Raw genomic sequence first — 22165 nt, forward strand, 5'->3', positions numbered from 1 at the left:
GGCCATGGAGCGCCAGCGCCAGGAGACCGATCAGGTGGCCACGGCCATCAACGAAATGTCGGCGGCGGCCCAGGAAGTGGCCAAGAGCGCGCAGAATGCCGCGGTGGCTGCCCGGCAGACCGACGAAGAAGGCCAGGCTGCCAAGCGTGTGGTGGCCGGCAGTATCGAGAAAATTCATGCGCTGGTGGACGACATCCGCAGCAGCGGCGTGTCCCTGGACAGCCTGCAAAAAGACGTGTCGTCGATCGTCAGCGTGCTCGGGGTGATTCGTTCGATTGCCGAGCAGACCAACCTGCTGGCGCTCAACGCGGCCATCGAAGCCGCCCGTGCCGGCGAGGCCGGGCGCGGCTTTGCGGTGGTGGCCGATGAAGTGCGGGCGCTGGCCAGCCGCACGCAAACCAGCACCCAGGAAATCCAGGGCATGATCGACCGCTTGCAGGCTGGCACCCGCTCGGCGGTGGAGGCGATGCGTCGTTCCAGCGAGGCTGGCGACGGTACCTCGGCCCAGGCCAACGAGGCGGGGGCTTCGCTGGACACCATGGCCCAGCTGATCGCGACCATCAATTCGATGAACGCGCAGATCGCCAGTGCCGCCGAAGAACAGACCGCCGTGGCCGAAGAGATCAATCGCAGCGTGCATCAGATTGCCGTGGCGGTCGACAGCGTCGCCGACGAAACCCAGCTCGGCGCGCAGACGTCACGCAGCCTGGCCGACCTCGGTCAGCGCCTGGGCGGTCTGGTGGGGCAGTTCCGGATCTGATGGAACAACTTTTTGTGGCGAGGGGGTGCGGCGGTCCGACAAGCCCCCTCGCCACAAAAGATCGCAGCCTGCGGCAGCTCCTACACTTACTGTGTGCATTTGAGCACTGGCGACCACACAAGAGGAGTCAGCCCCATGATTGACCGCGAAAGTATCTGCGATTGCCCGAAATGTTCCTGCAAACTCGGTGAACATCCGATTGCCCGTCACGGCAGGCACTATTGCTGCGAAGCCTGTGCCAAGCATCACGAGCATGGCGAAGAGTGCGCTTCCCAAGGCTGCAAGTGTGCCCACTGATCACCACGGCACACGAAAAGTGGGGCCTAGTCCGGCTCCACTTCCAGCCTGAGGCTGTCATCTTCCAGGCGTTCGCTGTGGCGGACGCTGCCTTGCAGGCGCCGGCCTTCGACCCGTACCACCAAGGTCTTCGCTTGCTCCAGATCTTCCGGCAGTGGTGCCAGCACACGTATGGCGAAGCAAAATGGGTCATTTTCGACCTGTTCCAGTCCGATCAGGCACTCGGCGCTTTTGCTGATGCGCCCCGATAGCGTGTCCAGACCGTAGTCCAGCCGCGCAGGGCTGCTGACAGGTGTCGCGATCATTTTCCTTCTCCCCGATCCTGATGGTTGCCAGTGATCAGTTCGCCGGCCGCCACTTGACGTTTTCCACGCCGAACTTTTCCGCCATCGGCTTGCTGGTCTTTTGCACTTTCTCGCGTCCGAAACGGGGGATTCGTCCCACCCCCGCGTCACAGCTCGCCCAATGCCAGGCTTCTGCGTTATCCATTTTTTCCAGGCGGATAATGAATGATTTCGGAGCGCCATGGAGGGTGTACTCGATGACGAATAATTTTGCATTGTTCATAAAGCTCCGGTTCCTCCCTGTTGTACATAAAAGGATCGCGCGCCATCTGGAAAATTCACTCGGTTTGTCGGACGGCGGCGGTTGCTGGCGACAAGTTCGGCGCCTCGTTACCATGAGGTCTTCCCGACCCCCCAATGAACATAGACCATGGCCCTCGCCGCACCACCTGACCTGAGTGACACCGATGTGCCCGTGCAACCGCTGGCTCGCACCTATCCGCGCGGGTTGTACATCGAGCCTCACGAGCACGTCTGGGGCCAGTTGCTGTATGCGATGAGCGGGGTGATGTGGGTCGAGACGCCGCACGAGGCGCTGGTGGTGCCACCGCAGCGGGCGGTGTGGTTGCCGCCCGGCGTGCCCCACGGGATTCGCGTGGTGTCCGAGCTGCAAATGCGCAACATCTACTTGCGCCCGTCCCTGGCGGCGACCCTGGATGACAGCGTGCAAGTCATTGAGGTCGGCGGTTTGCTGCGCGAGCTGATCGTCGGCCTGGTGGAGCAGGGCAACGACGGGCCGCCCGAGTATTACGACGCACTGGTGGGGCTGGCGCTGCTGGAACTCAAGCGCGCCAGGCGTTCGCTGCTGAAAATCCCGCTGCCGGACGATTCCGACCGGCGATTGATGAATTTGTGTCAGGCGGTCATGGCTGCGCCGTCACTGGATATTCCTTTCGAACAACATGCGGATAACGCCGGAGCCAGCGTGCGCACCCTGGCGCGGCTGTTCAAGGACGGTCTGGGCATGGGCTTCGCCGAGTGGCGGCGTCAGGTGCAACTGGCGACGGCGGTGGCCGAGTTGATCCAGGGCGTACCGGTCAGTGCGATTGCCCGGGAGCTGGGCTATTCGCCGAGCAGCTTCAGTGACATGTTTCGTCGTGAGCTGGGTGTCGCCCCCTCGCAGTTTCCTGCGGCGCAACGCCAGGACTGAGTCCACAGGCGCCACGCTTTGGCCGAAATTCAGAAGCACTTGGCCGATGCTCAAAGGTGTCGCCCTCTAGACTCAGCGCATACCTCAATTGCCCCTGGAGTCTGTCATGAACCTCCTCATGTCACTGGCCATCGGTCTGGGCGTCGGTCTGCTCTACGGCGCCCTGGATTTTCGTTCCCCCGCACCCCCTGCCATCGCGTTGGTCGGCCTGCTTGGCATGCTCGCCGGCGAAAAGCTCTGGCCGATGGGCCGAGAACTGGTGGCTGGCTGGGTCTCCTGAACCCTTCCTTTATTCAATGGACACGCCCATGAAAGCTCTGCAATTCGACAAAACCGGTGATCTCTCGGCCCTGCGCTACGTCGAGGTGCCGACCCCCGTACCCGGCACCGATGAAGTGCTGGTGGAGATCAAGGCCGCGGGCCTCAACCCCAGCGATGTGAAGAACGTGCTGGGACGTTTTTCCTACACCACCTTGCCGCGGATTCCCGGTCGGGATTTTTCCGGGGTGGTCGTGGCCGGCCCGCAGGCGCTGATCGGCCGGGAAGTCTGGGGCACAGGGCGGGAACTGGGTTTTTTCGCCGACGGTTCCCATGCGCAGTTCGTCAAGCTGCCGGCCAATGGCGTGGCGCTCAAACCCACGCACCTGAGCTTCGCCCAGGCCGCCAGCCTCGGCGTTCCGTACACCACGGCGTGGGATGCGCTGGAGCGCAGCCTGGTGACGGCCGAAACCCGATTGCTGGTCATCGGTGGCGGAGCGGTCGGCAGTGCCGCGCTGGCCCTGGCCAAGGTGCGTGGTGCCCGGGTGCTGGCGGCCGCGCGGCGTCCGGAACAGGTCAAGGACTTGCAGGATCAGGGCTACCAGACCCTGCAACTGGATAAACCCGAAGACCTCGGGGCTCAGGTCAACGCCGTGTACGCCGGCGGCGCCGACGTGATTTTCGACACCACCGGTTTCTGGCTGCCGGCCTCGGTACCCGCCCTGGCCGCATTCGGCCGCATCGCAATCATCGCGGCGCCCGTGGACGGTCACGTGCAGTTGCCGGCCCTGGCGTTGTATCGCAAGGGTGGCTCGGTGGTGGGGATCAACTCGTTGTTGTATGGCGTGCAGGCCTGTGCGGCGATGCTCGAGCAGTTCGGCCGGTTTTTCGATCAGGATCTGTTGCCGTTGCCGCAGGGCCTGTTCGAGTCGCCATTGGCCGAAGGGCTGGAGCGTTATGCCGAAGTGAACCAGGGCAGCGGTGACAAGGTGATTCTGCTGCCATGACCCAACCCCCTGTAGGAGCTGGCTTGCCAGCGAAGATGGCGGCACATCCAACATCAACGTAACTGACGGACCGCTTTCGCTGGCAAGCCAGCGCCTACAATGTCCGTGACTGTGCAATGCCTTGCGCAGGCCTCGCTCTGTTAGAATCGGCCCCATTGACCCAATGAGGTACCCCCATGAGCGAGCCGATTCGCCTGACTCAATACAGCCACGGCGCTGGATGCGGTTGCAAGATTTCCCCCCAGGTGCTGGAAGTGATCCTGGCCGGCAGCGGGGCGCAGAACCTTGACCCGAAACTCTGGGTCGGCAACGCCTCGCGCGATGATGCGGCGGTGTATGCCATCGACGAAGAACGCGGCGTGGTCTCGACCACCGACTTTTTCATGCCGATCGTCGACGATCCCTTCGATTTCGGCCGAATTGCCGCCACCAATGCCATCAGCGACATCTACGCCATGGGTGGCGATCCGTTGATGGCGATTGCGATTCTGGGCTGGCCAGTGAACGTGCTGGCACCGGAAGTTGCCCGGGAAGTGATACGTGGCGGTCGTTCGGTGTGTGACGAGGCGGGCATCCCGCTGGCAGGCGGGCACTCCATCGACGCGCCAGAACCGATCTTTGGCCTGGCCGTCACCGGTCTGGTGGAAAAGCGTCACATGAAGCGCAACGACACCGCCACCGCCGGTTGCCTGCTCTATCTCACCAAGCCCCTGGGGATCGGCATCCTTACGACTGCCGAGAAAAAGGGCAAGTTGCGTCATGCCGACATCGGCCTGGCCCGGGACTGGATGTGCACCCTGAACAAACCCGGCAGCCGCTTCGGCAAGCTCGACGGTGTGACCGCGATGACCGACGTCACCGGTTTCGGCCTGCTCGGGCACCTGGTGGAAATGGCCGATGGCAGCCAGCTCACGGCGCGCATTGAATATGAGCGCGTACCGCGCCTGCCGGGGGTCGAATATTACCTGGAACAGGGCTGCGTACCGGGCGGGACGCTGCGCAATTTCGACAGCTACGCCAGCAAACTCGGACGCCTTCAGGAGCTGCACAAACGCGTGCTCTGCGACCCGCAGACCAGCGGCGGCCTGCTGATCGCCGTGACGCCCGAAGGCAACGAGCAATTCCTTTCTGTGGCCGCTGAGCTGGGCCTGAGCCTGGAACCGATCGGTGAACTGGTCGAGCGACAGAGCAACGCGGTCGAGGTGTTTTGATGTCTGTCGATTACACCGATTACCGCGACATCTTCCTCAACGATCGGCCCATGATGGACACCCGCGCGCCAGTCGAATTCAACAAGGGCGCGTTTCCCGGCGTGATCAACCTGCCGTTGATGAATGACCCTGAACGCCAGCGGGTCGGCACCTGCTACAAGCAGCACGGCCAGCAAGCGGCCATTGTGCTCGGGCATCAACTGGTGTCGGGCGCGGTCAAGGCCGAACGTATCCAGGCCTGGGCCGATTTTGCCGGGGCGCATCCGGATGGCTTGCTGTATTGCTTTCGCGGCGGCCTGCGCTCGCAGATTGTCCAGCAATGGCTCAAGGACGAGGCCGGCATCGACTATCCGCGGGTGGGCGGCGGCTACAAGGCCATGCGCACCTTCCTGCTGGACACCCTCGATCAAGCCGTGGCCCAGTGCGATTTTGTCCTGTTGGGCGGGATGACCGGCACCGGCAAGACCGAGGTGCTCACGCAACTGAACAATGGCGTGGACCTTGAAGGTCATGCCAACCATCGCGGCTCCAGTTTCGGCAAGCGCGCCACGGGCCAACCCTCGAATATCGACTTCGAAAACCGCCTGGCCGTCGACGTGCTGAAAAAACGCGCCCGGGGCATCGAACAGTTCGTATTGGAAGACGAAAGCCGTGCGGTGGGCAGTTGTGCGCTGCCGTTGCCGCTCTACCAGGGCATGCAGCAGTTCCCGATGGTCTGGCTGGAAGACAGCTTTGAGGGACGGGTCGAGCGGATCCTGCGCGACTACGTGGTGGATCTGTGCGCCGAATTCATCGGCGTGCATGGCGAGGAGGGCTTTGCGCTGTTTTCCGAGCGGTTGCTGGCGAGCCTGAACAATGTGCAGAAACGCTTGGGCGGCGAACGTCATCGGCGTCTGCTGGCTTTGATGGAAGAGGCATTGGCGGAGCAGGCCCGCAGTGGCGCGGTGGATCTGCACCGGGGCTGGATCGAAGGGTTGCTGCGCGAGTATTACGATCCGATGTATGCGTTCCAGCGCGAGAAGAAAGACGCACGGATCGAGTTTGCCGGGGAGCGGGGGGCGGTTCTTGAGTATCTGCGCGAGCGGGGCAGCCAGCGGGGGTGATGTAACCTGATCCGGCCCCATCGCGAGCAAGCTCGCTCCCACAGTAGATCTTCAGTGAATACAGATATTGTGTACGACGCAGATCCAGTGTGGGAGCGAGCTTGCTCGCGATGGGGCCGGATCAGGCATGACAGGTATCAGGTCGGGCAGGTTTCAGCGCCGTTATCCAGCCCTTGCTTGTACACATGGCTCTGCAAACTGGCCTTGCCGTCGTGCCAGGTCAGGGTCAGCACATACAGCGAGTCGTAATCACTGGACTCCCAGTCATCGATGATCTTCGCATCCTGGCCGGTGGCTTCTCCGGCCACCGTGTTGATCAGCTCCGGCAGGTAGCCGTGGGACCAGGCGGTGTAGATGATCGAGTTGTGATACTTGCCCTGGAGCAGTTCTTCGGCCAGGTCATCGGTGTCGTTGGCGGAAAAGTTGATGTTCACCGGCAGGCCCAGCTTGATGGCGCTGGGGCTGATGGTCATCAGGGGGCGGATGTAACTGTAGGAATTGTCGAACTCGCCTTCCTCGACGTTACGGGTCGGGTTGGCCGCAAACACATAGTTGGCCTTGCCGAACTTTTCCGGCAGCAGCGTGGCCAGGCCGATCGCGCGGTTCAGGCCCTGGCAATTGAGCTGGCCCAGGCCGCCGGCGGGTTTTTCCCCGTGGCGCAGGAAGACCAGGGTCTGGGTGCCATCCATCGGTTGGGCGCGGCTTGGGCCGGACTCCAGCGACAGGAACAATGCGCTGACCACCAACAAGGCGGGCAACAAAAGGTAAGCGCGATGTTTAAAGCGTTGGGCAAAATTGAACAGGTTCATGAATAAAGGGATCTTCAGCACTATTCGGTTAAGGCTGACAAACCTTTACACCACGATTTGTCTGGTGCTTTCCATGTCGTTGAAACCGGTCCGTTTTCAAAGGAGTGGTGCTCAGAGTCCCCTGAACCCGTTTGGTTCGATTCCGGCCAAAAGCTCAGCAATGTACCGGTAATCTTAAACAGGTTGCAGTGAAGGTTATCGACAGGATGTTTCGAATTGGTGAATAAGGTACACCGGATGGTGTTGAAGCCGGTCGTGATCTTTTTTGATCTCCTCTATCAGCGAGATTGATGGCTTCAAGGGATCGCTGAGCGGATATGTACATTATGATCGTCACTCTCAATGTCTTCGTGGATCCAGCCCATGACCGATTTGTCCGCATTCCCCATCACCCGCAAATGGCCTGCCCAATACCCGGAGTGGATTCAGCTGTACTCCTTGCCGACCCCCAACGGCGTCAAGGTCTCGATCATGCTCGAAGAGATCGGCCTGCCTTATGAACCGCACCGGGTAGGCTTCGACACCAATGACCAGATGTCCCCGGAATTCCTGTCGTTGAACCCCAACAACAAGATCCCGGCGATCCTCGACCCCCACGGTCCGGACGACCAGCCGCTGGCGCTGTTCGAGTCGGGGGCGATCCTGATCTACCTGGCGGACAAGAGCGGGCAACTGCTGGCCCAGGAGTCGGCCGCGCGCTACGAAACGATCCAGTGGCTGATGTTCCAGATGGGCGGCATCGGTCCGATGTTCGGCCAGCTCGGCTTTTTCAACAAATTCGCCGGCAAGGACTACGAAGACAAGCGCCCCCGTGACCGCTACGTCGAGGAGAGCAGACGCCTGCTCAAGGTGCTCGACGGCCGGCTGGAAGGGCGCGACTGGATCATGGGCGAGCGCTACACCATCGCCGACATCGCCACCTTCCCGTGGGTGCGCAACCTGATCGGCTTCTATGAGGCCGGCGATCTGGTGGGCATCCAGAACTTCCCTAACGTCACGCGGGTGCTGGAGCGTTTCCTGGCGCGGCCGGCGGTGGTGCGTGGATTGCAGATTCCGAGCCCGGTCTCGGTTTGAACACCATCCCCTGTAGGAGCTGGCAAGCCAGCTCCTACAGGGGTGGGGGTGTTGAGTCAGGGAGCGCCAAAAAACGGCCGGATCCCGTGATCACGGAAGTACCGTTCGATCACTTTCGGGTCCGCACACGTTTCGGCAATCGCCACGTAGGTATCGGGCCGCAGCAGATAAAAGCCGTTGCGCCCCAGGTTTGCCGCTTCGAACGCCGGCCGCCAGTCGAACACATGCAGCGGTAGATGGTGCTCGTTGCACCAGGCGATCATCTCGTCGCTGGTGTCGCCATAGACATGCACCTGCCAGGTCAGGCATTTCAGCGATTCAAAGTTATCCCCCTCACCGTCATGGGCCCAGGGCAGGCGATCACCGCCATGCACGTGCCCGGCAACGCCCGTGCTCAATGGCATGCCCCGATAATTCAGGGTGATCTGCGACACCGTGCGAAACAGGAACTGACGGGAGGTTTCGAACGAGGTCATTTTCGGTAACAAGAACGGGGCCAGGCGCGTACGCAGCAAATCGGCAATCGGCCCGTCGGCGGTGACGAACGTGAAGACCCGGTCGGTGGTGGCCACCAGTTTGCGGGCGAAGGCGATGCGCTCGGTTTCATAGGTGTCGAGCAGTCTGGCCTCGGCACTGCCGCTCAACACAGCCGCCAGTTTCCAGGCCAGGTTGATGGCATCGCCAATCCCGGTGTTCATGCCCTGGCCGCCCGCAGGACTATGGACGTGGGCAGCATCGCCCAATAAAAACGCCCGGCCGTCGCGGAAGTGATCCGCCACCCGATGATGCACGCGGTAGGTCGAAAACCAGTTCAGTTGCTCGATCTTCACCTTCATATGCTCGATGGCCCGGCTGCTGACGTCCTCGAAGCGCAGGGTCTCGGCGTGTTCGGCGCGTTCGTCGCGCACCGTGCCGATCAAGCGCGCGCGACCACCGCTTCCAAGCGGGAACACGGCGAGGAAGTCCGCCTCGTCGAGATCCACATGCAATTCGCCGTTGAATGTCGGGCCGCTGCCCTGCACGTCGGCGACGTAGAAAATCTGTTGGTAAGTACCGCCGGGAAACCCGGTGTCGAGGGTCTTGCGCACAATCGATCGGGCTCCGTCGCACCCGGCCAGGTAACAGGCCTGGCAGATTTCCTGTTGACCGTCAGGCAGGTGCAGCGTGGCCGTGATGCCGTCTGCGGTTTGCTCGAAGCTTGCCAGTTCGGTGTCGCGTTCCACCGCGATACCGAAGGCCTCCAGGCGCTCGATCAGCAGCCGTTCGTGTTCGTCCTGGGGGAATATCTCTAGAAACGAGTAGGGCGTCAGGCCCTCACCGATCTGGGACAGGGGCAGGCGCGCCACGGGCTCACCCTTGACCCAGAAGTTGCCGGCCTTTACTTGATGGCCGTGTTGCACCACGGCGTCGTCCAGTCCGAGCTGGCGATACAACTCCAGCGTCCGTGCCTGGACGGCCAGCGCCCGGGAGGTTGTGCCGGGGGCGGAGGTTTTGTCGACGATCCGCACGCGCACCCCCAGTTTGCTCAGCCACAACGCCAGGACCAGCCCGGTCGGGCCGGCGCCGATGATCAACACGTCGCTGCGGTGCATGACCTGTCCTCCTCGCTGTGTGAATCAAGTATGGTCCAGTCGGGGAGGGCGGCAACCGTCGGACTGCCACGGACGTAGCCGCTGACCTGCCATTGGTCGTATGGTTGGCCCGGACAAACGGATCAGATGGAACGACATGCAAATCAGATTGATCACAAGCGTCGCCGTGTTGCTGGTATTGGCCGGCTGCGGCAGCCAACGGACCCAGGAACCGGCGGCGCGCACCCCGGCCCAAGTGAAGGCAGAGATTGTGCGTTTGCTGCCGGCGAAAGCTGCCGACCCCCAGGGTTGGGCTACGGATATCCAGGTCGCATTTACCGCGCAAGACCTCTCGCCGACCACGAAAAACCTGTGCTCGGTGCTGGCCGTGACCGAGCAGGAGTCGACTTTTCAGGTCGACCCGGGCGTACCGGGGCTGGGCAAGATCGCCCGCGACGAGATCGACCGCCGCGCCGCCAGGGCACACATTCCCGGCCTGCTGGTGAGCGGTGCGTTAATGCTCGATTCGCCCAACGGCAAAAGTTACAGCGACCGCCTGAATGCCGCGCGCAGTGAAAAGGAACTGAGCGCGATTTTCGACGACTTCATCGACATGGTGCCGATGGGCAAAAAACTGTTCGGCGGCTTCAACCCGGTGCATACCGGCGGGCCGATGCAAGTCGGCATTGATTTTGCCGAACAGCAGGCCAAGGGCTATCCGTACCCGGTGAAGGGCTCGATTCGCCATGAAGTGTTCACCCGGCGCGGCGGCATGTATTTCGGCATCGCGCATCTGCTTGGGTACCCGGTGAGCTACCCGCAGCCGCTGTACCGTTTTGCGGACTTCAACGCGGGTTGGTACGCCAGCCGCAACGCCGCGTTTCAGAACGCAGTGAGCCGGGCGTCCGGTATCCCGTTGGCGCTGGATGGCGATCTGGTGAACTACGGTTCGATCATGCCCGGCTCCACGGAACTGGCCGTGCGCACCCTCGGCAAGCAACTGGACATGCGCAATCCGACGATTCGCGAGCAACTGGAAGAGGGGAAAACCCTGGCGTTCGAAGACAGCAAACTCTATCGACGGGTTTTCGAACTGGCCGAACGGGCCGAGGGCCGGCCGTTACCCCGTGAGGTGTTGCCGGGGATCGTGCTGCAAAGCCCGAAAATCACCCGCAAACTCACCACCGCGTGGTTCGCCAAACGGGTCGATGAACGTTACCAGCGCTGCATGGCGCGGGCAGGGAATTAATCGCGGCGAAAAAACACATAAAAAACCCGGCGAGTGAGGCCGGGTTTTCCTTGAGTCCTGCGGTAAAGCACTGCATTCAGGCGTTGCGGTTTTCGATCAGGCGGTCGGAACCACCTTCGGCAACACGGTTGCCATTCAGATGATCGGAGCCGTCAGCAGCGACGCGTTTTTCGATCAAACGATCGGAGCCACCTTCAGCCACCCGATTCTCGATCAGACGATCGGAACCACCCTCGGCCACACGGCTTTCAATCAGACGATCCGAGCCGCCTTCAGCGACCACAGGTTGAGCAGAAGTTGCGGCGAAAGCGTTAACTGCGAAAACCGAGAAAGCGATGCTGAGGAGGGTCTGGCGTTTCATGATGGTGTGCTCCGGGGTGCTTGTGGGTGGGTATGGAGCTGATGTTACGCCGGGGATTTTTTATGAGAACTTCATTGATGTGATGGTGAACATCGACGGCAATGATAGGACCCGCGCCATGCCCCTTGTGAGCGTGATGATGCGATCGTCGGATGGCCGCTGTGTGACGGTTGGCGGCTTCTACACTGGATAGCTGGCGCGTTCCTCTGCCGGGACGGATGATGAGGCACTGCAGAGATCGCGGTGTGAAAGGAGACGTTTATGTACCAGCTCTACGGTTATCAGAACTCCGGGGCGGCGGCCATCGAAGCCGCCCTGGAACTCTGTGATGTTCCTTATCGCTTCATCGATGTCGAGACCTCCGCGGAGGCGGCCCAGGCGCTGGAGAAACTCAACCCGCTCAAACAGATTCCGACCTTGCAGCTACCCGATGGCGGCGTCCTGACCGAGAGCGCGGCGATCCTGATTCACCTCGGGCTGACCTTTCCCGCGTCGGGATTGTTGCCGCAAGAGCCGGCCGAGCGGGCCCAGGCCATTCGCGGCATGGCGTACATCGTGAGCAATTGCTATGCGGCCATCGGCATCATCGATTACCCCGAACGCTGGCTGGCCGAGGCGGATGAGTCGTCCAGGCACAACCTCATGGAGGGCGCCCGTCGGCGCCTGCACTGGAGTTGGGAGGTGTTTGCCGATCAGTTTTCGGGCGAGTTGTATCTGGGCAGCGAGAAGCCTGGGGCGCTGGATGTGCTGGCGGCGGTGATCTCGCGATGGGCGGGTAGTCGGGAGCATTTGCGTAATGCCAGGCCGGGTTTTTTCGCCTGGCTGGAACGCATCGACCGCTACCCGGCGCTGACGCCGGTATTCGCCCGGCATTGGCCGGCCTGAGAACACCACTCACCCTGTGGGAGCGAGCTTGCTCGCGATGGGGCCATATTGGTCGACATCTATGCTGAATGTCTGGCCGCTATCGCGAGCAAGCTCGCTCCCACAGGGGATCCTCGTCGTGTCGTCTCACTCCCCGCGAATGTACTGCTCCAGCTGCTTGATCAGCTCCGCCTGTTCGGCGATCGCTTCCTTGACCAGGTCACCAATCGACAACAGGCCAATCAATTTACCGCCTTCCACCACCGGCAAGTGCCGCAGGCGTTTATCGGACATGATGCCCAGGCAGGTCTCCACGGTTTGATGGGTGTCGACGGTAATCACCGGTGACACCATGATGTCGCGCACCGGCGTGCCCACCGAGGAGCGGCCGTGCAGCACCAGTTTGCGTGCATAGTCCCGTTCGCTGATGATGCCCAGCACTTCATCATTCTCCACCACCAACAAGGCGCCGACGTTTTTCTCGGCCATCTTCATCAGCGCTTCAAGCACCATGTGATCGGGTTTGATCTGGTGCACTTCCTGATTCTTCTGATCTTTGAGCTTGAGCAGTTGGGCGACGGTTTTCATGGTGGTTACTCGGGTGTTGTCGTTGTTCTTGAAGAATCGTAGACACGAGCGTTCAGGGCAAGGGCGAAAGCGGCAGATAACGCGCAAAAAACGTCATTCGGCGGTTTTTCTTTGGCAATCCCCACATTTCCGGCCCGGCACACCTCCTGTGGGAGCGAGCCTGCTCGCGAAAGCGGTTTAACATTCAACGATGATGTTGGCTGTAATTCCGCCTTCGCGAGCAGGCTCGCTCCCACAGGGTCGGTGTTTGCCTGATAGACCGGGGGCAAACGCGCTATCCCGGCCGATGACGGGTAGAATCACCCTCTGAATCAGTTTCGAGGTTTGCAGTGGTGGATCTACAGCAGGGCTTCGTCCTGACCCGGCATTGGCGCGACACCCCTGCCGGCACGGAAGTCGAGTTCTGGCTGGCGACCGACAGCGGTCCCCGGCGCATCCGCCTGCCTCATCAACCGTCGGTGGCGTTCATCCCTGCTGTGCAGCGTCAGGCGGCCGAAGGCGTTTTGCATGACGAGAAGAACGTCGAGCTCAGGCCCCTGGCCCTGCAGGATTTCGAACATCGCCCGGTCCTCGGGCTTTACTGCCGGCAACATGGCCAGTTGATGCGCCTGGAAACCGCGCTGCGCCGGGCCGGTGTCGAGGTGTTCGAAGCCGACGTGCGCCCGCCGGAACGCTACATGATGGAACGCTTCATCACCGCGCCGGTACGCTTCAGTGGCACGCCGAATGCCGAGGGCCTGCTGCTCGACGCGCAGATGAAACCCGATCCCGACTACCGGCCGAGCCTGAAGCTGGTGTCCCTGGACATCGAGACCACTGCCCAGGGCGAGTTGTATTCCATCGCCCTGGAAGGCTGCGGCGAGCGTCAGGTGTACATGCTCGGTCCGCCCAATGGCGACGCCAGCCAGGTGGATTTCCAGCTCGAATACTGTGATTCGCGGACCCTGTTGCTGAAAAAGCTCAACGAGTGGTTTGCCCGTTTCGACCCCGACGCGATCATCGGCTGGAACGTCGTGCAGTTCGACTTGCGGGTGCTTCACGAACACGCCCGGCGCCTGGCGGTGCCGTTGAAATTGGGGCGTGGCGGCGAGGAAATGCAGTGGCGCGAACACGGCAGCGGCAACCATTACTTCGCTTCAGCCGCTGGCCGCCTGATCATCGACGGTATCGAGGCCCTGCGCTCGGCGACCTGGAGTTTCCCCTCGTTCAGCCTGGAAAACGTCGCGCAAACCCTGCTCGGCGAGGGCAAGTCCATCGACAACCCGTACCAGCGCATGGACGAAATCAATCGCATGTTCGCCGAGGACAAACCGGCGCTGGCCACCTACAACCTCAAGGACTGCGAACTGGTCACGCGGATTTTCGCCAGGACCGAGTTGCTCACCTTCCTGCTGGAGCGGGCCAGCGTCACCGGTTTGCCGGCCGATCGCATGGGCGGTTCGGTGGCGGCGTTCACGCACCTGTACATGCCGCTGATGCACCGTCAGGGTTTCGTTGCGCCGAATCTTGGTAGCAAGCCACCCGAAGCCAGCCCCGGCGGTTTTGTCATGGATTCGCAACCGGGACTGTACGAATCGGTGTTGGTGCTCGACTACAAAAGCCTCTATCCGTCGATCATCCGCACCTTCCTGATTGACCCCGTGGGGCTGATTGAAGGGCTCGAGCACCCGGACGACAGTGAGTCGGTACCGGGTTTTCGTGGCGCGCGCTTTTCGCGCACCCGGCATTGCCTGCCATCCATCGTCGCCCGGGTGGCCGAAGGCCGGGAAATCGCCAAGCGCGAACACAACGCACCGCTGTCCCAGGCGCTGAAAATCATCATGAACGCCTTCTACGGTGTGCTCGGTTCCAGCGGTTGTCGCTTCTTCGACACGCGCCTGGCTTCGTCCATCACCTTGCGCGGGCACGAGATCATGCTGCGCACCCGCCAGTTGATCGAGGCCCAGGGGCATGCAGTGATTTATGGCGACACCGATTCGACCTTCGTCTGGCTGCGTCGCGCCCATGGTCAGCAGGAGGCGGCGCAGATCGGCCACGCGCTGGTGGCGCACGTCAATCAGTGGTGGCGCGAGCACGTGCAGCAGGAATACGGCTTGCAAAGCGTTCTCGAATTGCAGTTCGAAACCCACTACAAGCGCTTTTTGATGCCGACCATCCGCGGCGCCGAAGAAGGCAGTAAAAAGCGCTACGCGGGGCTGGTGACCCGTGCCGATGGCAGCGACGAAATGGTCTACAAAGGCCTGGAAACCGTACGCACCGACTGGTCGCTGCTGGCCCGGCAATTCCAACAGGAGCTGTATTCGCGGATCTTCCTGCGCCAGCCTTATCAGGATTATGTGCGTGACTACGTGCGCAAGACCCTGACCGGTGAATTCGATGACCGACTGATCTACCGCAAGCGCCTGCGCCGCAGCCTCGAGGAGTATCAGCGTAACGTGCCGCCCCATGTGCGCGCGGCGCGCCTGGCCGATGAGTACAACGACCGCCAGGGTCGTCCCCGGCAATACCAGAACGGCGGCTGGATCAGCTACGTGATCACCGTTGCCGGCCCCGAGCCGCTGGAAGTGCGCAGCGCGCCCATCGATTACGACCACTACATCACCCGGCAACTGCAACCGGTGGCGGACGCGATACTGCCGTTTGTCGACGACGACTTCTCAACCCTGATTGGGGGGCAACTGGGCCTGTTTTGAGTCCATCAGCGACAAGGTCCAGTCATCCAGGATGCCGTGGAAGTATTGGTTCAGGGCTTGCTGGAAAAGGCTGTCGGCGGCGGTGACCTGGGCAAACAGGGTCATCGAGGAATGAAACTTCAGGTCGTCGGGATGGCCGAAAATCCCGGCCACCGAGCGCTCCCGGATGTTCAGCACATCCTGGGTGCAGGCGCGTAGCCGGGCGCCCAGCAACGGGTGCTCAAGGTAGGCCAGGGCTTCCTCCCGCGAGCGGATGGCAAAGCGGCGCGACATCTCGCTGCCGCCGAGCCCGGCAAACTGCGGAAAAATGAACCACATCCAGTGACTGCGCTTGTGCCCGTTGTTCAGCTCGGTTTGAACCCGGTCGAACACCGGGTCCTGAGCCTCGAGAAAACGTTGCAGATTGAACGGGTCCAGGTGGTCGGTGCTTCTCATGGTGAAGCTCTCTGACTGACTGCGGTGGTTCAGACCATGGCCAGCCGCTGTTTGCATTGTGGCGCGTGAAACGCTTGGTCCAGCGCCTCCAGATCCCCGGCTTCAAGCTGCAATCTGGCAGCCTGGGCATTGAGCCGTACATGCTCGGGGCGGACCGCTTTGGGGATAGCGATCACACCGTCCTGACGCACAATCCATGCCAGCGCAACTTGCGCCGGCGTCACGCCGTATCGGGCGGCCACCTGTTTGAGAGTGGCATTGGCGAGCAGTTTTCCACCCTGGTCGATCGGGCAGTAAGCCATGACCGGCAGCCGTCGTTGTCGGCTCCAGGGTAATAAATCAAATTCTATGCCCCGTTGTGCCAGGTTGTAGAGCACCTGATTGGTGGCGCAGGCCGGGGCGTCCAGTTCCAGCAGGTCGTCGAGGTCGAAATTGGACACGCCCCAACGCCCGATCTTGCCGTCTTCGCGCAACCGCTCGAAGGCTTCAACGGTTTCCTCAAGGGGATACTGGCCGCGCCAATGCAGCAGATACAGATCGATGTAATCGGTGCCGATCCGGCGCAGGCTTCGCTCGCATGCCAAGGGAATGCCCTGGCGGCTCGCGTTGTGCGGGTACACCTTGCTGACCAGAAAGACGCTGTCGCGCTGGCCGGCGATGGCATCGCGGACCACTTCCTCGGCGCCGCCTTCGGCGTACATTTCAGCGGTGTCGATCAGGGTCATGCCCAGTTCGATACCCAGGCGCAGGGCCGCGACTTCTTCCGTGTGCCGTGAGCGGTCTTCACCCATCTGCCAGGTCCCCTGGCCGATAACAGGGACCCTGGCGCCAGCCAATTCAAGCGTACGCATGCAAACCCTCCTGTGTGTATTCGGTGAAAAGTGTACGAGCTGATGATTTTCTGATCTGTTTTTTCATTGAACATTCCCTTGCCAGTGATCGATTGGTGCCGCCCGATACTGCACTTTTTCGCCATGTCCGGCTCTATCCATGGCAGCCTGCGGCGATCCCCACCGTCGGCCCATGCCCAAGTTCAAGAACCCATGGCTCGAGTTTCACCCGCGATCAGCACAAAAATCCGCCGTCATTGCCTGCTGCTGGCAGGTCTGTCGATGTTCTTCGTCACCGGTTGCAGCCAGCAGCAGGGCGGCGACATCATCACCCAGATGCGCGAAGGCAAACCCCAGGAGTTCCTGCAAACCAGTGTCGATCGCATGGCCACCCTGACCATGCGCGACAACCTCAACAGCCTTTACCTGCTGATGAGCAAGCTCTACCTGCGCAACCCCGATGAGCTGAAAAAGTCCGGTTTTCTCGATGCCCGCACGGCCGGCAAGCAAGTGCGCATGGCCATTGAGCTGCAGCAGCCATTACCGACCCTGGGCGGTAAAAAAGACCTCGCGGCTCTGCGTTTTGCCATGAGCCCGGAGTTTCTCGGCGATCGGGTCGGGGCGTTCATCTATGCCATCGGCAGCATGGTGGTGACCGCCCATGGCAATCGCCTCGAGTTCTACATGACCGATACGATCAACCCGGTATTCGTCAGTAATGCCGCGCGCAACATCGAGATCGCCACCTGGATCCTCAGCCAGCGACAGAACAAAGAAGGCCAGCCCTTGCTGTTCTCCAACGAAATCTCGGAGGAGGGCAGCAACCTGAGCTTTGCCGTCGAGTTCGGCAAGATCGTCGCCCGGCTGGACCTGCTGACCCAGATGCTCGACGAGCGCTACCGGCGCATCGGTTTGAACTATGCCCAGAGCCTGCTGTTCCTGAATTTCCTGCCGGTGCAGTGAGTCCAGTGGCTAACCCTGTGGGAGCGAGCTTGCTCGCGATGACGGAGTGTCAGTCGACATTGATGCAACTGATACACCGCTATCGCGAGCAGGCTCGCTCCTACAGGGGGGCGGTGCTTAAGGCATAAAGATAGATCGCATCGATATAACTTGTTATAAGAAATGTCGCTATGCTGCGGGCCAGATTTCCCTTGCGCTCTTTGTGGACGTATTCATGGATTTAGTGAACATCGGGTTGGTCGTTGCCGGGCTGGTCGTCGGCTTCATCGTCGGCATGACTGGCGTGGGGGGCGGGTCGCTCATGACCCCGATCCTGCTAGGGTTCGGCATCAACCCGGCGACGGCGGTCGGTACCGACCTGCTGTACGCCGCCATCACCAAGTCCAGCGGTGTACTGGTTCACCGCAAGAACAACAACATCGACTGGGCGATTACCGGCTGGCTGACCTTGGGCAGCGTGCCCGCGGTGGCGTTGACGCTGTGGTTCCTCAGCACCCTGCACAGCGCCCCCGAGGCGATGAACGCGATCATCAAGCAGGCCCTCGGTTTTGTGTTGTTTGCCACGGCACTGGCGATCCTGTTCAAGAAGCGCCTGCTCGACTTCGCCCACAAACGGGCGGGCGGCCATTACAACCCCAGCGGATTGCGTTTGAACGTGATGACGGTCATCACCGGGCTGGTCCTTGGCGCCATGGTCGCACTGACGTCCATCGGTGCCGGCGCACTGGGCACCGTGGCGCTGTTCATTCTCTACCCGATGCTGCCGACCCGCCGCCTGGTGGGGACTGAAATCGCCCACGCCGTACCGCTGACCCTGGTCGCAGGCCTTGGCCATGCCAGCATGGGCAACATGGATTGGCACGTCCTGGGTTACTTGCTGGTGGGCTCGTTGCCGGGGATTTACCTGGGCAGCCACCTGACCGGGCGCATCTCCGATGAACTGCTGCGCCCTTGCCTGGCGACCATGCTGTTGTTGATCGGTTACAAACTGGCGTTCTGATTCAAGCCGCCACGCAGCGTCATTCGCGGGTGAATATTTCCAGCAGATGCCCGTCCGGGTCATCGAAATACACCCGCCGTCCTCCCGCGTAATCATTGATCTCCCTCAGTCGCTGCTTGCACGGGTCGGCCCACCATGGCTGACCGTTGGCTTGCAGGCGTGCGAAGGCCGCATCGAAATCCTCGTCGCCCATCAAGAATGCATAGTGCTGGGAGGCTATCGGCGGGTCGTTGTCGTAGAAATCCAGTGACACGCCGTTATCCAGTTTGACGATCAGCATGGGCCCGAAGGGCTGCGGGGCGGGGAGGCCGAGGAGGCTGGCCAGGAAATTCGCCGAAACCTGCTTGTCCCGGCACCAGACGATGGTGTGGTTCAACTGAGCGCTCATGCACAAGTCCTCACGACGGATCAGGCGGGTTGTCATGAGTCTTCAGATTAGCCCAGCCTGTTGCGCAATGACCGCCCTGACCTAAGCTTGGGGCAAGGCGAGACATATTTGCGGTACGTTGATCGCCGCAATGCGCAATCATTAGAGCGTGGATATCAAAAGGAGATGCGCATGCTCATCAGGTCACTGACCCTGGCTACCTTGCTGGCGATTGCCGGCACTTCGTTCGCCACTGATGGCGACTCACCGCTGGACATGGACAAGGGCAGGGCCCGACCACTGATTGTCATCGCTCCAAGTGCTGTTGATCCGATCTGGGTCGGCCTGAAAAAGTCGCTGGATGAACCGGCCAATCGCAAGGGGTTCACCGACCGCAACATGGTGCTCTACACCGTGCTGAACCTGATGGGCCAGCGCGACGGCAAAGACCTCGGGCCACAAGACACGGCGGCGCTGATCCGCTCGCTCAAGCTGGGCGCCGGCGCCAAGACCAAGGTCATCCTGGTCGGCAAGGACGGCGAAAAGAAACTCGAACAATCGGACGCCATCAAGCTGGACGAGATTTTCAGCGCTGTCGATCAGTTGCCGGCGGCCGAGAAAGAATTCACCGCGACAGTGGCGGCGCCGGTCACTGAGGCCGAGCCGGCGGCCAAAGGCACCAAGCCCGGGAAAAGCAGCAAACCGGCGAAGGCCGCCAAACCGCCTGAAATGCCGGATGATTGAACCGACACTGAATTCTTGTGGTGAGCAATTAACCTGTGGGAGCAAGCTCGCTCCCAAAGGTTTTGTGCCAGGTTGCGTTCTTCCAGAAGCACCTGATTGGCATCCAATCCATACAGGCCTGATTGTTCGTGCAGTTCCCCGTCATTGAGCACGTAGCACAGCACATCTTTCGCGTCGCTGATGACCAATGGCGAGTGGGTTGTCAGTACAAACTGGCAATTGGGGAAAGTCTCACTCAACTGCCGAATCAAACTGCGTTGCCATTTAGGGTGCAGGTGCAAATCGACCTCGTCGATCAGGACGATGCCGTCACCCTCCAATGGGTTGTCCAGAGACTGATTCAGCAGGCTTGGAATAATGCCGATAGTTAAGCCGAGACACTGAACCCGTGGCGAGGGAGCTTGCTCCCGCTGGACTGCGCAGCAGGCCCATTTGTTGGGGCCGCTTCGCTGCCCGGCGGGACGGTGCGGCGATCCGACAAGCTCTCTCGCCACAGGTTAATCAGCGCGGGTCGATCCCTTGACTGACTGACATTAAGGCTTGGGAGGTCCATTAGATACAACGGTTTCACCTGCATCACAACGGTCATGAGCAAAAAGGTATTTGTAACTGGATGCTCAGAAAATCGAGCGTAGGCAAAGGACTTCAGTTGCGTCGGAAATTTCCTGCATGACGTGGCGCACCCCGTGAACTGGTGCCCATTGGGCCGTATCGATAACCTTCTTCAGCCGCTGAAAATCAGCGGTCGGATGTGGAAGTCCGTTGGTTCAAGCCATCTACCAATGCCCCTAGAGCGCAAGTCGACATTTTTTATGTCAACATCGCCGCGTTTTGGCGGCTGTGCGCGGGAGCACTTTCGAGTGCACCGGGTTTTGGTGGATTGACCTGGACTTCCACACCTGCGTACAGCTGCCACCCTCATGTGGAAGTGAGATGGGTAGTTTTCTCAACAATCCCCAGTGGTACTTCTTCATGAAAAAGCTAAGTCCGAATCCCCCGGAATCCCCATCTGACTCAGATGTCCCACTCTCCGACATCACCGAACCCGCCGTCAGCGCTCGCTTGCGCAACCCCAAGCACGCCGACCCTGTCAGCCACATCTTCACCATTCTCCCAAACGTCGACACCCCGACGCTGTTGTGCCACGCCTGCGAAACCCTCGCGTCACTGAACGTGCTGGTCACCGATCTGGCCTGTAACCTGGAAAGCTCCAACCGCAATGTGGCGCTGTCGATTCAGCAATTGGCAGTGGTGGGTGAGTTGTTGGTGAACCGCGCGCTGGACAATGTCGACCCGCCCGAAGGTGTGCCGATAAAGTAAAAAAGGCGACCTCTAGAGGTCGCCCTTATCTATGGAGAAGGCGGCAAGGCTTATTGAGTCAGGGCACTCAGTATCTGATGAGCAATCCTGACCCGCTGCGCATTGGGATAATTCTTGTTGGCCAGCATCACAATGCCGATGTCCTTCGATGGCACGTACGCCACGTAAGCACCAAAGCCCCCGGTTGAACCGGTCTTGTTGACCAGCACGTTCTGCGGCTGCGCCTGCGGCGGGTTCAGCCATTGGGCCTTGTGCGCCTCCATGGCCATCGGCGTGGAGTTGCCGTCCAGCAGGCGATCCAGTGAGATCGGGTAGCGATACATCTCCCAACCGAGGCCCTGGGTCATATCGCCTACGGTGTAGTAACCGCTATGAGTCAGGGCGATGGCTTGCTGCAATGGCTTTTCCAGGGACGCCGGCTTCATGTTCGCGCCGACATAGCGCAGCAAGTCCGCGGCGCTGGTTTTCACCCCGTACGCCTCGGAATCCAGCGCCCCCGGAGTGGCCCGTACCGGTTTGCCGTCCTTGTTGTAGCCCTGGGCATACAGCGCCATCTTATCCTGTGGCACATGCACATAGGTGTGCTTGAGGCCCAGTTTCGGCAGCAGGGTTTTCTCCATCAGTTCATCGAACGGCTGGCCCATGCTTTGAGCGGCGAGGTAGCCGAACAGGCCAAGGCTGGGGTTCGAGTACAATCGGTGGCTGCCGGGGGCGTAGAGCGGTTTCCATTGTTGGTAGTAGCCGAGCATTGTGTTGGCGGAATCAGATTCAGCAGGAAACTGCAGCGGCAGGCCGCCCGCGCTGTAGGTACCCAGTTGTAGCACGCTGATGTGGTCGAACGCGCTGCCGCGCAAGGCCGGCAGGATCTGGCTGGCCTTGTCCGAGAGCGACAGCTTGCCGGTGGCCTGGGCGTAAGCGGCGAGGGTGGCGGTGAAGGTTTTGCTGACGGAGCCGATCTCGAACAGGGTGTCTTGCGTGACGGGGTCGCCGGTTTCTTTCGAGGCGACGCCATAGTTGAAGTAATGCGCCTGGCCGTTGACGGTGACTGCCACGGCCATGCCGTGAATGCCCTCGGTTTGCATCACCGGTTGTACAGCAGCGTTCACCACTGTCTCGATTTGATCCTGTGCCACGCACTGGCCCGCGGCGACTATCGCCATGCAGGCG

24 protein-coding genes and 2 pseudogenes are annotated in these 22165 nt (G+C 61.0%); 15 read left to right on the forward strand and 11 right to left on the reverse strand.

The window, feature by feature from the left end; all coding sequences use genetic code 11:
* Positions 1–4 precede the first annotated feature (4 nt).
* Together ACM6IK_RS04460 and ACM6IK_RS04465 are read left to right on the forward strand one after the other, a co-directional pair.
* Positions 5–760: a methyl-accepting chemotaxis protein gene (locus ACM6IK_RS04460; RefSeq protein WP_414873368.1), complete on the forward strand. Its 756-nt coding sequence runs from the start codon at positions 5–7 to the stop codon at positions 758–760.
* A gap of 135 nt (positions 761–895) precedes the next feature.
* A complete protein-coding gene (locus tag ACM6IK_RS04465; protein WP_414873322.1) occupies positions 896–1057 on the forward strand; it encodes a metallothionein in 162 nt (53 codons plus the stop codon).
* A gap of 26 nt (positions 1058–1083) precedes the next feature.
* On the opposite strand, the gene ACM6IK_RS04470 is transcribed toward ACM6IK_RS04465, so the two are convergent.
* Entirely contained in the window at positions 1084–1362 is a 279-nt protein-coding gene (locus ACM6IK_RS04470; protein WP_414873323.1) for a hypothetical protein, read from the reverse strand.
* A gap of 34 nt (positions 1363–1396) precedes the next feature.
* The gene (locus ACM6IK_RS04475; RefSeq protein ID WP_064678785.1) at positions 1397–1624 is read right to left on the reverse strand and encodes a DUF6555 family protein; all 228 of its coding nucleotides are present in this window, start codon (positions 1622–1624) and stop codon (positions 1397–1399) included.
* 147 nt (positions 1625–1771) lie between these two features.
* On the opposite strand from ACM6IK_RS04475, the gene ACM6IK_RS04480 reads away from it, so the two are divergent.
* From ACM6IK_RS04480 to mnmH, 5 genes are all read left to right on the forward strand, one after another.
* Positions 1772–2551, forward strand: coding sequence for an AraC family transcriptional regulator (locus tag ACM6IK_RS04480; protein WP_414873324.1), 780 nt, complete (start codon positions 1772–1774; stop codon positions 2549–2551).
* 106 nt (positions 2552–2657) lie between these two features.
* Positions 2658–2831 carry a DUF1427 family protein gene (locus tag ACM6IK_RS04485; protein WP_108219199.1) on the forward strand — a complete coding sequence of 58 codons (174 nt, stop codon included), beginning with the start codon at positions 2658–2660 and terminating at the stop codon, positions 2829–2831.
* A 28-nt stretch (positions 2832–2859) separates the two neighbouring features.
* A complete protein-coding gene (locus ACM6IK_RS04490; RefSeq protein ID WP_414873325.1) occupies positions 2860–3816 on the forward strand; it encodes a quinone oxidoreductase family protein in 957 nt (318 codons plus the stop codon).
* Positions 3817–3992: 176 nt separating this feature from the next.
* A complete protein-coding gene (gene selD, locus ACM6IK_RS04495) occupies positions 3993–5027 on the forward strand; it encodes a selenide, water dikinase SelD (RefSeq protein WP_414873326.1) in 1035 nt (344 codons plus the stop codon).
* A complete protein-coding gene (gene mnmH, locus ACM6IK_RS04500; protein ID WP_414873327.1) occupies positions 5027–6130 on the forward strand; it encodes a tRNA 2-selenouridine(34) synthase MnmH in 1104 nt (367 codons plus the stop codon). Before selD ends, mnmH begins: the two co-directional genes overlap by 1 nt.
* A 137-nt stretch (positions 6131–6267) precedes the next feature.
* Here mnmH and ACM6IK_RS04505 read toward each other — a convergent pair whose 3' ends face one another.
* Complete coding sequence (locus ACM6IK_RS04505; protein WP_414873328.1) at positions 6268–6939, reverse strand: histidine phosphatase family protein; 672 nt, start codon at positions 6937–6939, stop codon at positions 6268–6270.
* Positions 6940–7302: 363 nt separating this feature from the next.
* Here ACM6IK_RS04505 and ACM6IK_RS04510 point away from each other — a divergent pair, with 363 nt between their 5' ends.
* Positions 7303–8013, forward strand: a complete 711-nt coding sequence (locus ACM6IK_RS04510; protein WP_414873329.1) for a glutathione S-transferase family protein — start codon at positions 7303–7305, stop codon at positions 8011–8013.
* Positions 8014–8069: 56 nt separating this feature from the next.
* On the opposite strand, the gene ACM6IK_RS04515 is transcribed toward ACM6IK_RS04510, so the two are convergent.
* Positions 8070–9605, reverse strand: coding sequence for an FAD-dependent oxidoreductase (locus tag ACM6IK_RS04515; protein WP_414873330.1), 1536 nt, complete (start codon positions 9603–9605; stop codon positions 8070–8072).
* Positions 9606–9741: 136 nt separating this feature from the next.
* On the opposite strand from ACM6IK_RS04515, the gene ACM6IK_RS04520 reads away from it, so the two are divergent.
* Positions 9742–10833, forward strand: coding sequence for a DUF1615 domain-containing protein (locus ACM6IK_RS04520; protein WP_414873331.1), 1092 nt, complete (start codon positions 9742–9744; stop codon positions 10831–10833).
* Between the two features lie 79 nt (positions 10834–10912).
* Here the strand turns inward: ACM6IK_RS04520 and ACM6IK_RS04525 are convergent.
* Positions 10913–11194: pseudogene (locus ACM6IK_RS04525) on the reverse strand (phage infection protein); the annotation flags it as partial.
* A gap of 261 nt (positions 11195–11455) precedes the next feature.
* Between ACM6IK_RS04525 and ACM6IK_RS04530 the strand changes: the two are divergent.
* Complete coding sequence (locus ACM6IK_RS04530; protein ID WP_414873332.1) at positions 11456–12079, forward strand: glutathione S-transferase family protein; 624 nt, start codon at positions 11456–11458, stop codon at positions 12077–12079.
* 126 nt (positions 12080–12205) lie between these two features.
* Here ACM6IK_RS04530 and ACM6IK_RS04535 read toward each other — a convergent pair whose 3' ends face one another.
* Positions 12206–12646 (reverse strand): CBS domain-containing protein, encoded by a 441-nt coding sequence (locus ACM6IK_RS04535; RefSeq protein ID WP_115947557.1) that lies wholly within the window; start codon positions 12644–12646, stop codon positions 12206–12208.
* Positions 12647–12978: 332 nt separating this feature from the next.
* Here ACM6IK_RS04535 and ACM6IK_RS04540 point away from each other — a divergent pair, with 332 nt between their 5' ends.
* Entirely contained in the window at positions 12979–15339 is a 2361-nt protein-coding gene (locus ACM6IK_RS04540) for a DNA polymerase II (protein WP_414873333.1), read from the forward strand.
* Here ACM6IK_RS04540 and ACM6IK_RS04545 read toward each other — a convergent pair.
* Positions 15304–15774 (reverse strand): DUF1810 domain-containing protein, encoded by a 471-nt coding sequence (locus ACM6IK_RS04545; protein WP_414873334.1) that lies wholly within the window; start codon positions 15772–15774, stop codon positions 15304–15306. The genes ACM6IK_RS04540 and ACM6IK_RS04545 overlap by 36 nt on opposite strands.
* A gap of 29 nt (positions 15775–15803) precedes the next feature.
* Entirely contained in the window at positions 15804–16625 is an 822-nt protein-coding gene (locus ACM6IK_RS04550) for an aldo/keto reductase (protein ID WP_414873335.1), read from the reverse strand.
* Positions 16626–16817: 192 nt separating this feature from the next.
* Between ACM6IK_RS04550 and ACM6IK_RS04555 the strand changes: the two genes are divergently transcribed.
* A complete protein-coding gene (locus ACM6IK_RS04555; protein ID WP_414873336.1) occupies positions 16818–17567 on the forward strand; it encodes a hypothetical protein in 750 nt (249 codons plus the stop codon).
* A gap of 214 nt (positions 17568–17781) precedes the next feature.
* Complete coding sequence (locus tag ACM6IK_RS04560) at positions 17782–18567, forward strand: sulfite exporter TauE/SafE family protein (RefSeq protein WP_414873337.1); 786 nt, start codon at positions 17782–17784, stop codon at positions 18565–18567.
* A 19-nt stretch (positions 18568–18586) separates the two neighbouring features.
* On the opposite strand, the gene ACM6IK_RS04565 is transcribed toward ACM6IK_RS04560, so the two are convergent.
* Positions 18587–18955: a VOC family protein gene (locus ACM6IK_RS04565; RefSeq protein WP_223463423.1), complete on the reverse strand. Its 369-nt coding sequence runs from the start codon at positions 18953–18955 to the stop codon at positions 18587–18589.
* Positions 18956–19126: 171 nt separating this feature from the next.
* Between ACM6IK_RS04565 and ACM6IK_RS04570 the strand changes: the two genes are divergently transcribed.
* Complete coding sequence (locus ACM6IK_RS04570; RefSeq protein ID WP_414873338.1) at positions 19127–19678, forward strand: DUF4174 domain-containing protein; 552 nt, start codon at positions 19127–19129, stop codon at positions 19676–19678.
* An 86-nt stretch (positions 19679–19764) separates the two neighbouring features.
* Here the strand turns inward: ACM6IK_RS04570 and ACM6IK_RS04575 are convergent.
* Positions 19765–20013: pseudogene (locus ACM6IK_RS04575) on the reverse strand (AAA family ATPase); the annotation flags it as partial.
* Between the two features lie 637 nt (positions 20014–20650).
* Here ACM6IK_RS04575 and ACM6IK_RS04580 point away from each other — a divergent pair.
* Positions 20651–20998 (forward strand): DUF6124 family protein, encoded by a 348-nt coding sequence (locus ACM6IK_RS04580; protein WP_414873339.1) that lies wholly within the window; start codon positions 20651–20653, stop codon positions 20996–20998.
* Positions 20999–21048: 50 nt separating this feature from the next.
* Here ACM6IK_RS04580 and ampC read toward each other — a convergent pair whose 3' ends face one another.
* Positions 21049–22158 (reverse strand): class C beta-lactamase, encoded by a 1110-nt coding sequence (gene ampC, locus ACM6IK_RS04585; RefSeq protein WP_414873369.1) that lies wholly within the window; start codon positions 22156–22158, stop codon positions 21049–21051.
* Positions 22159–22165 lie beyond the last annotated feature (7 nt).

The organism is Pseudomonas sp. IT-196MI5 (genome assembly GCF_949767415.1).
In the GTDB taxonomy this organism is placed as follows: Bacteria; Pseudomonadota; Gammaproteobacteria; order Pseudomonadales; family Pseudomonadaceae; genus Aquipseudomonas.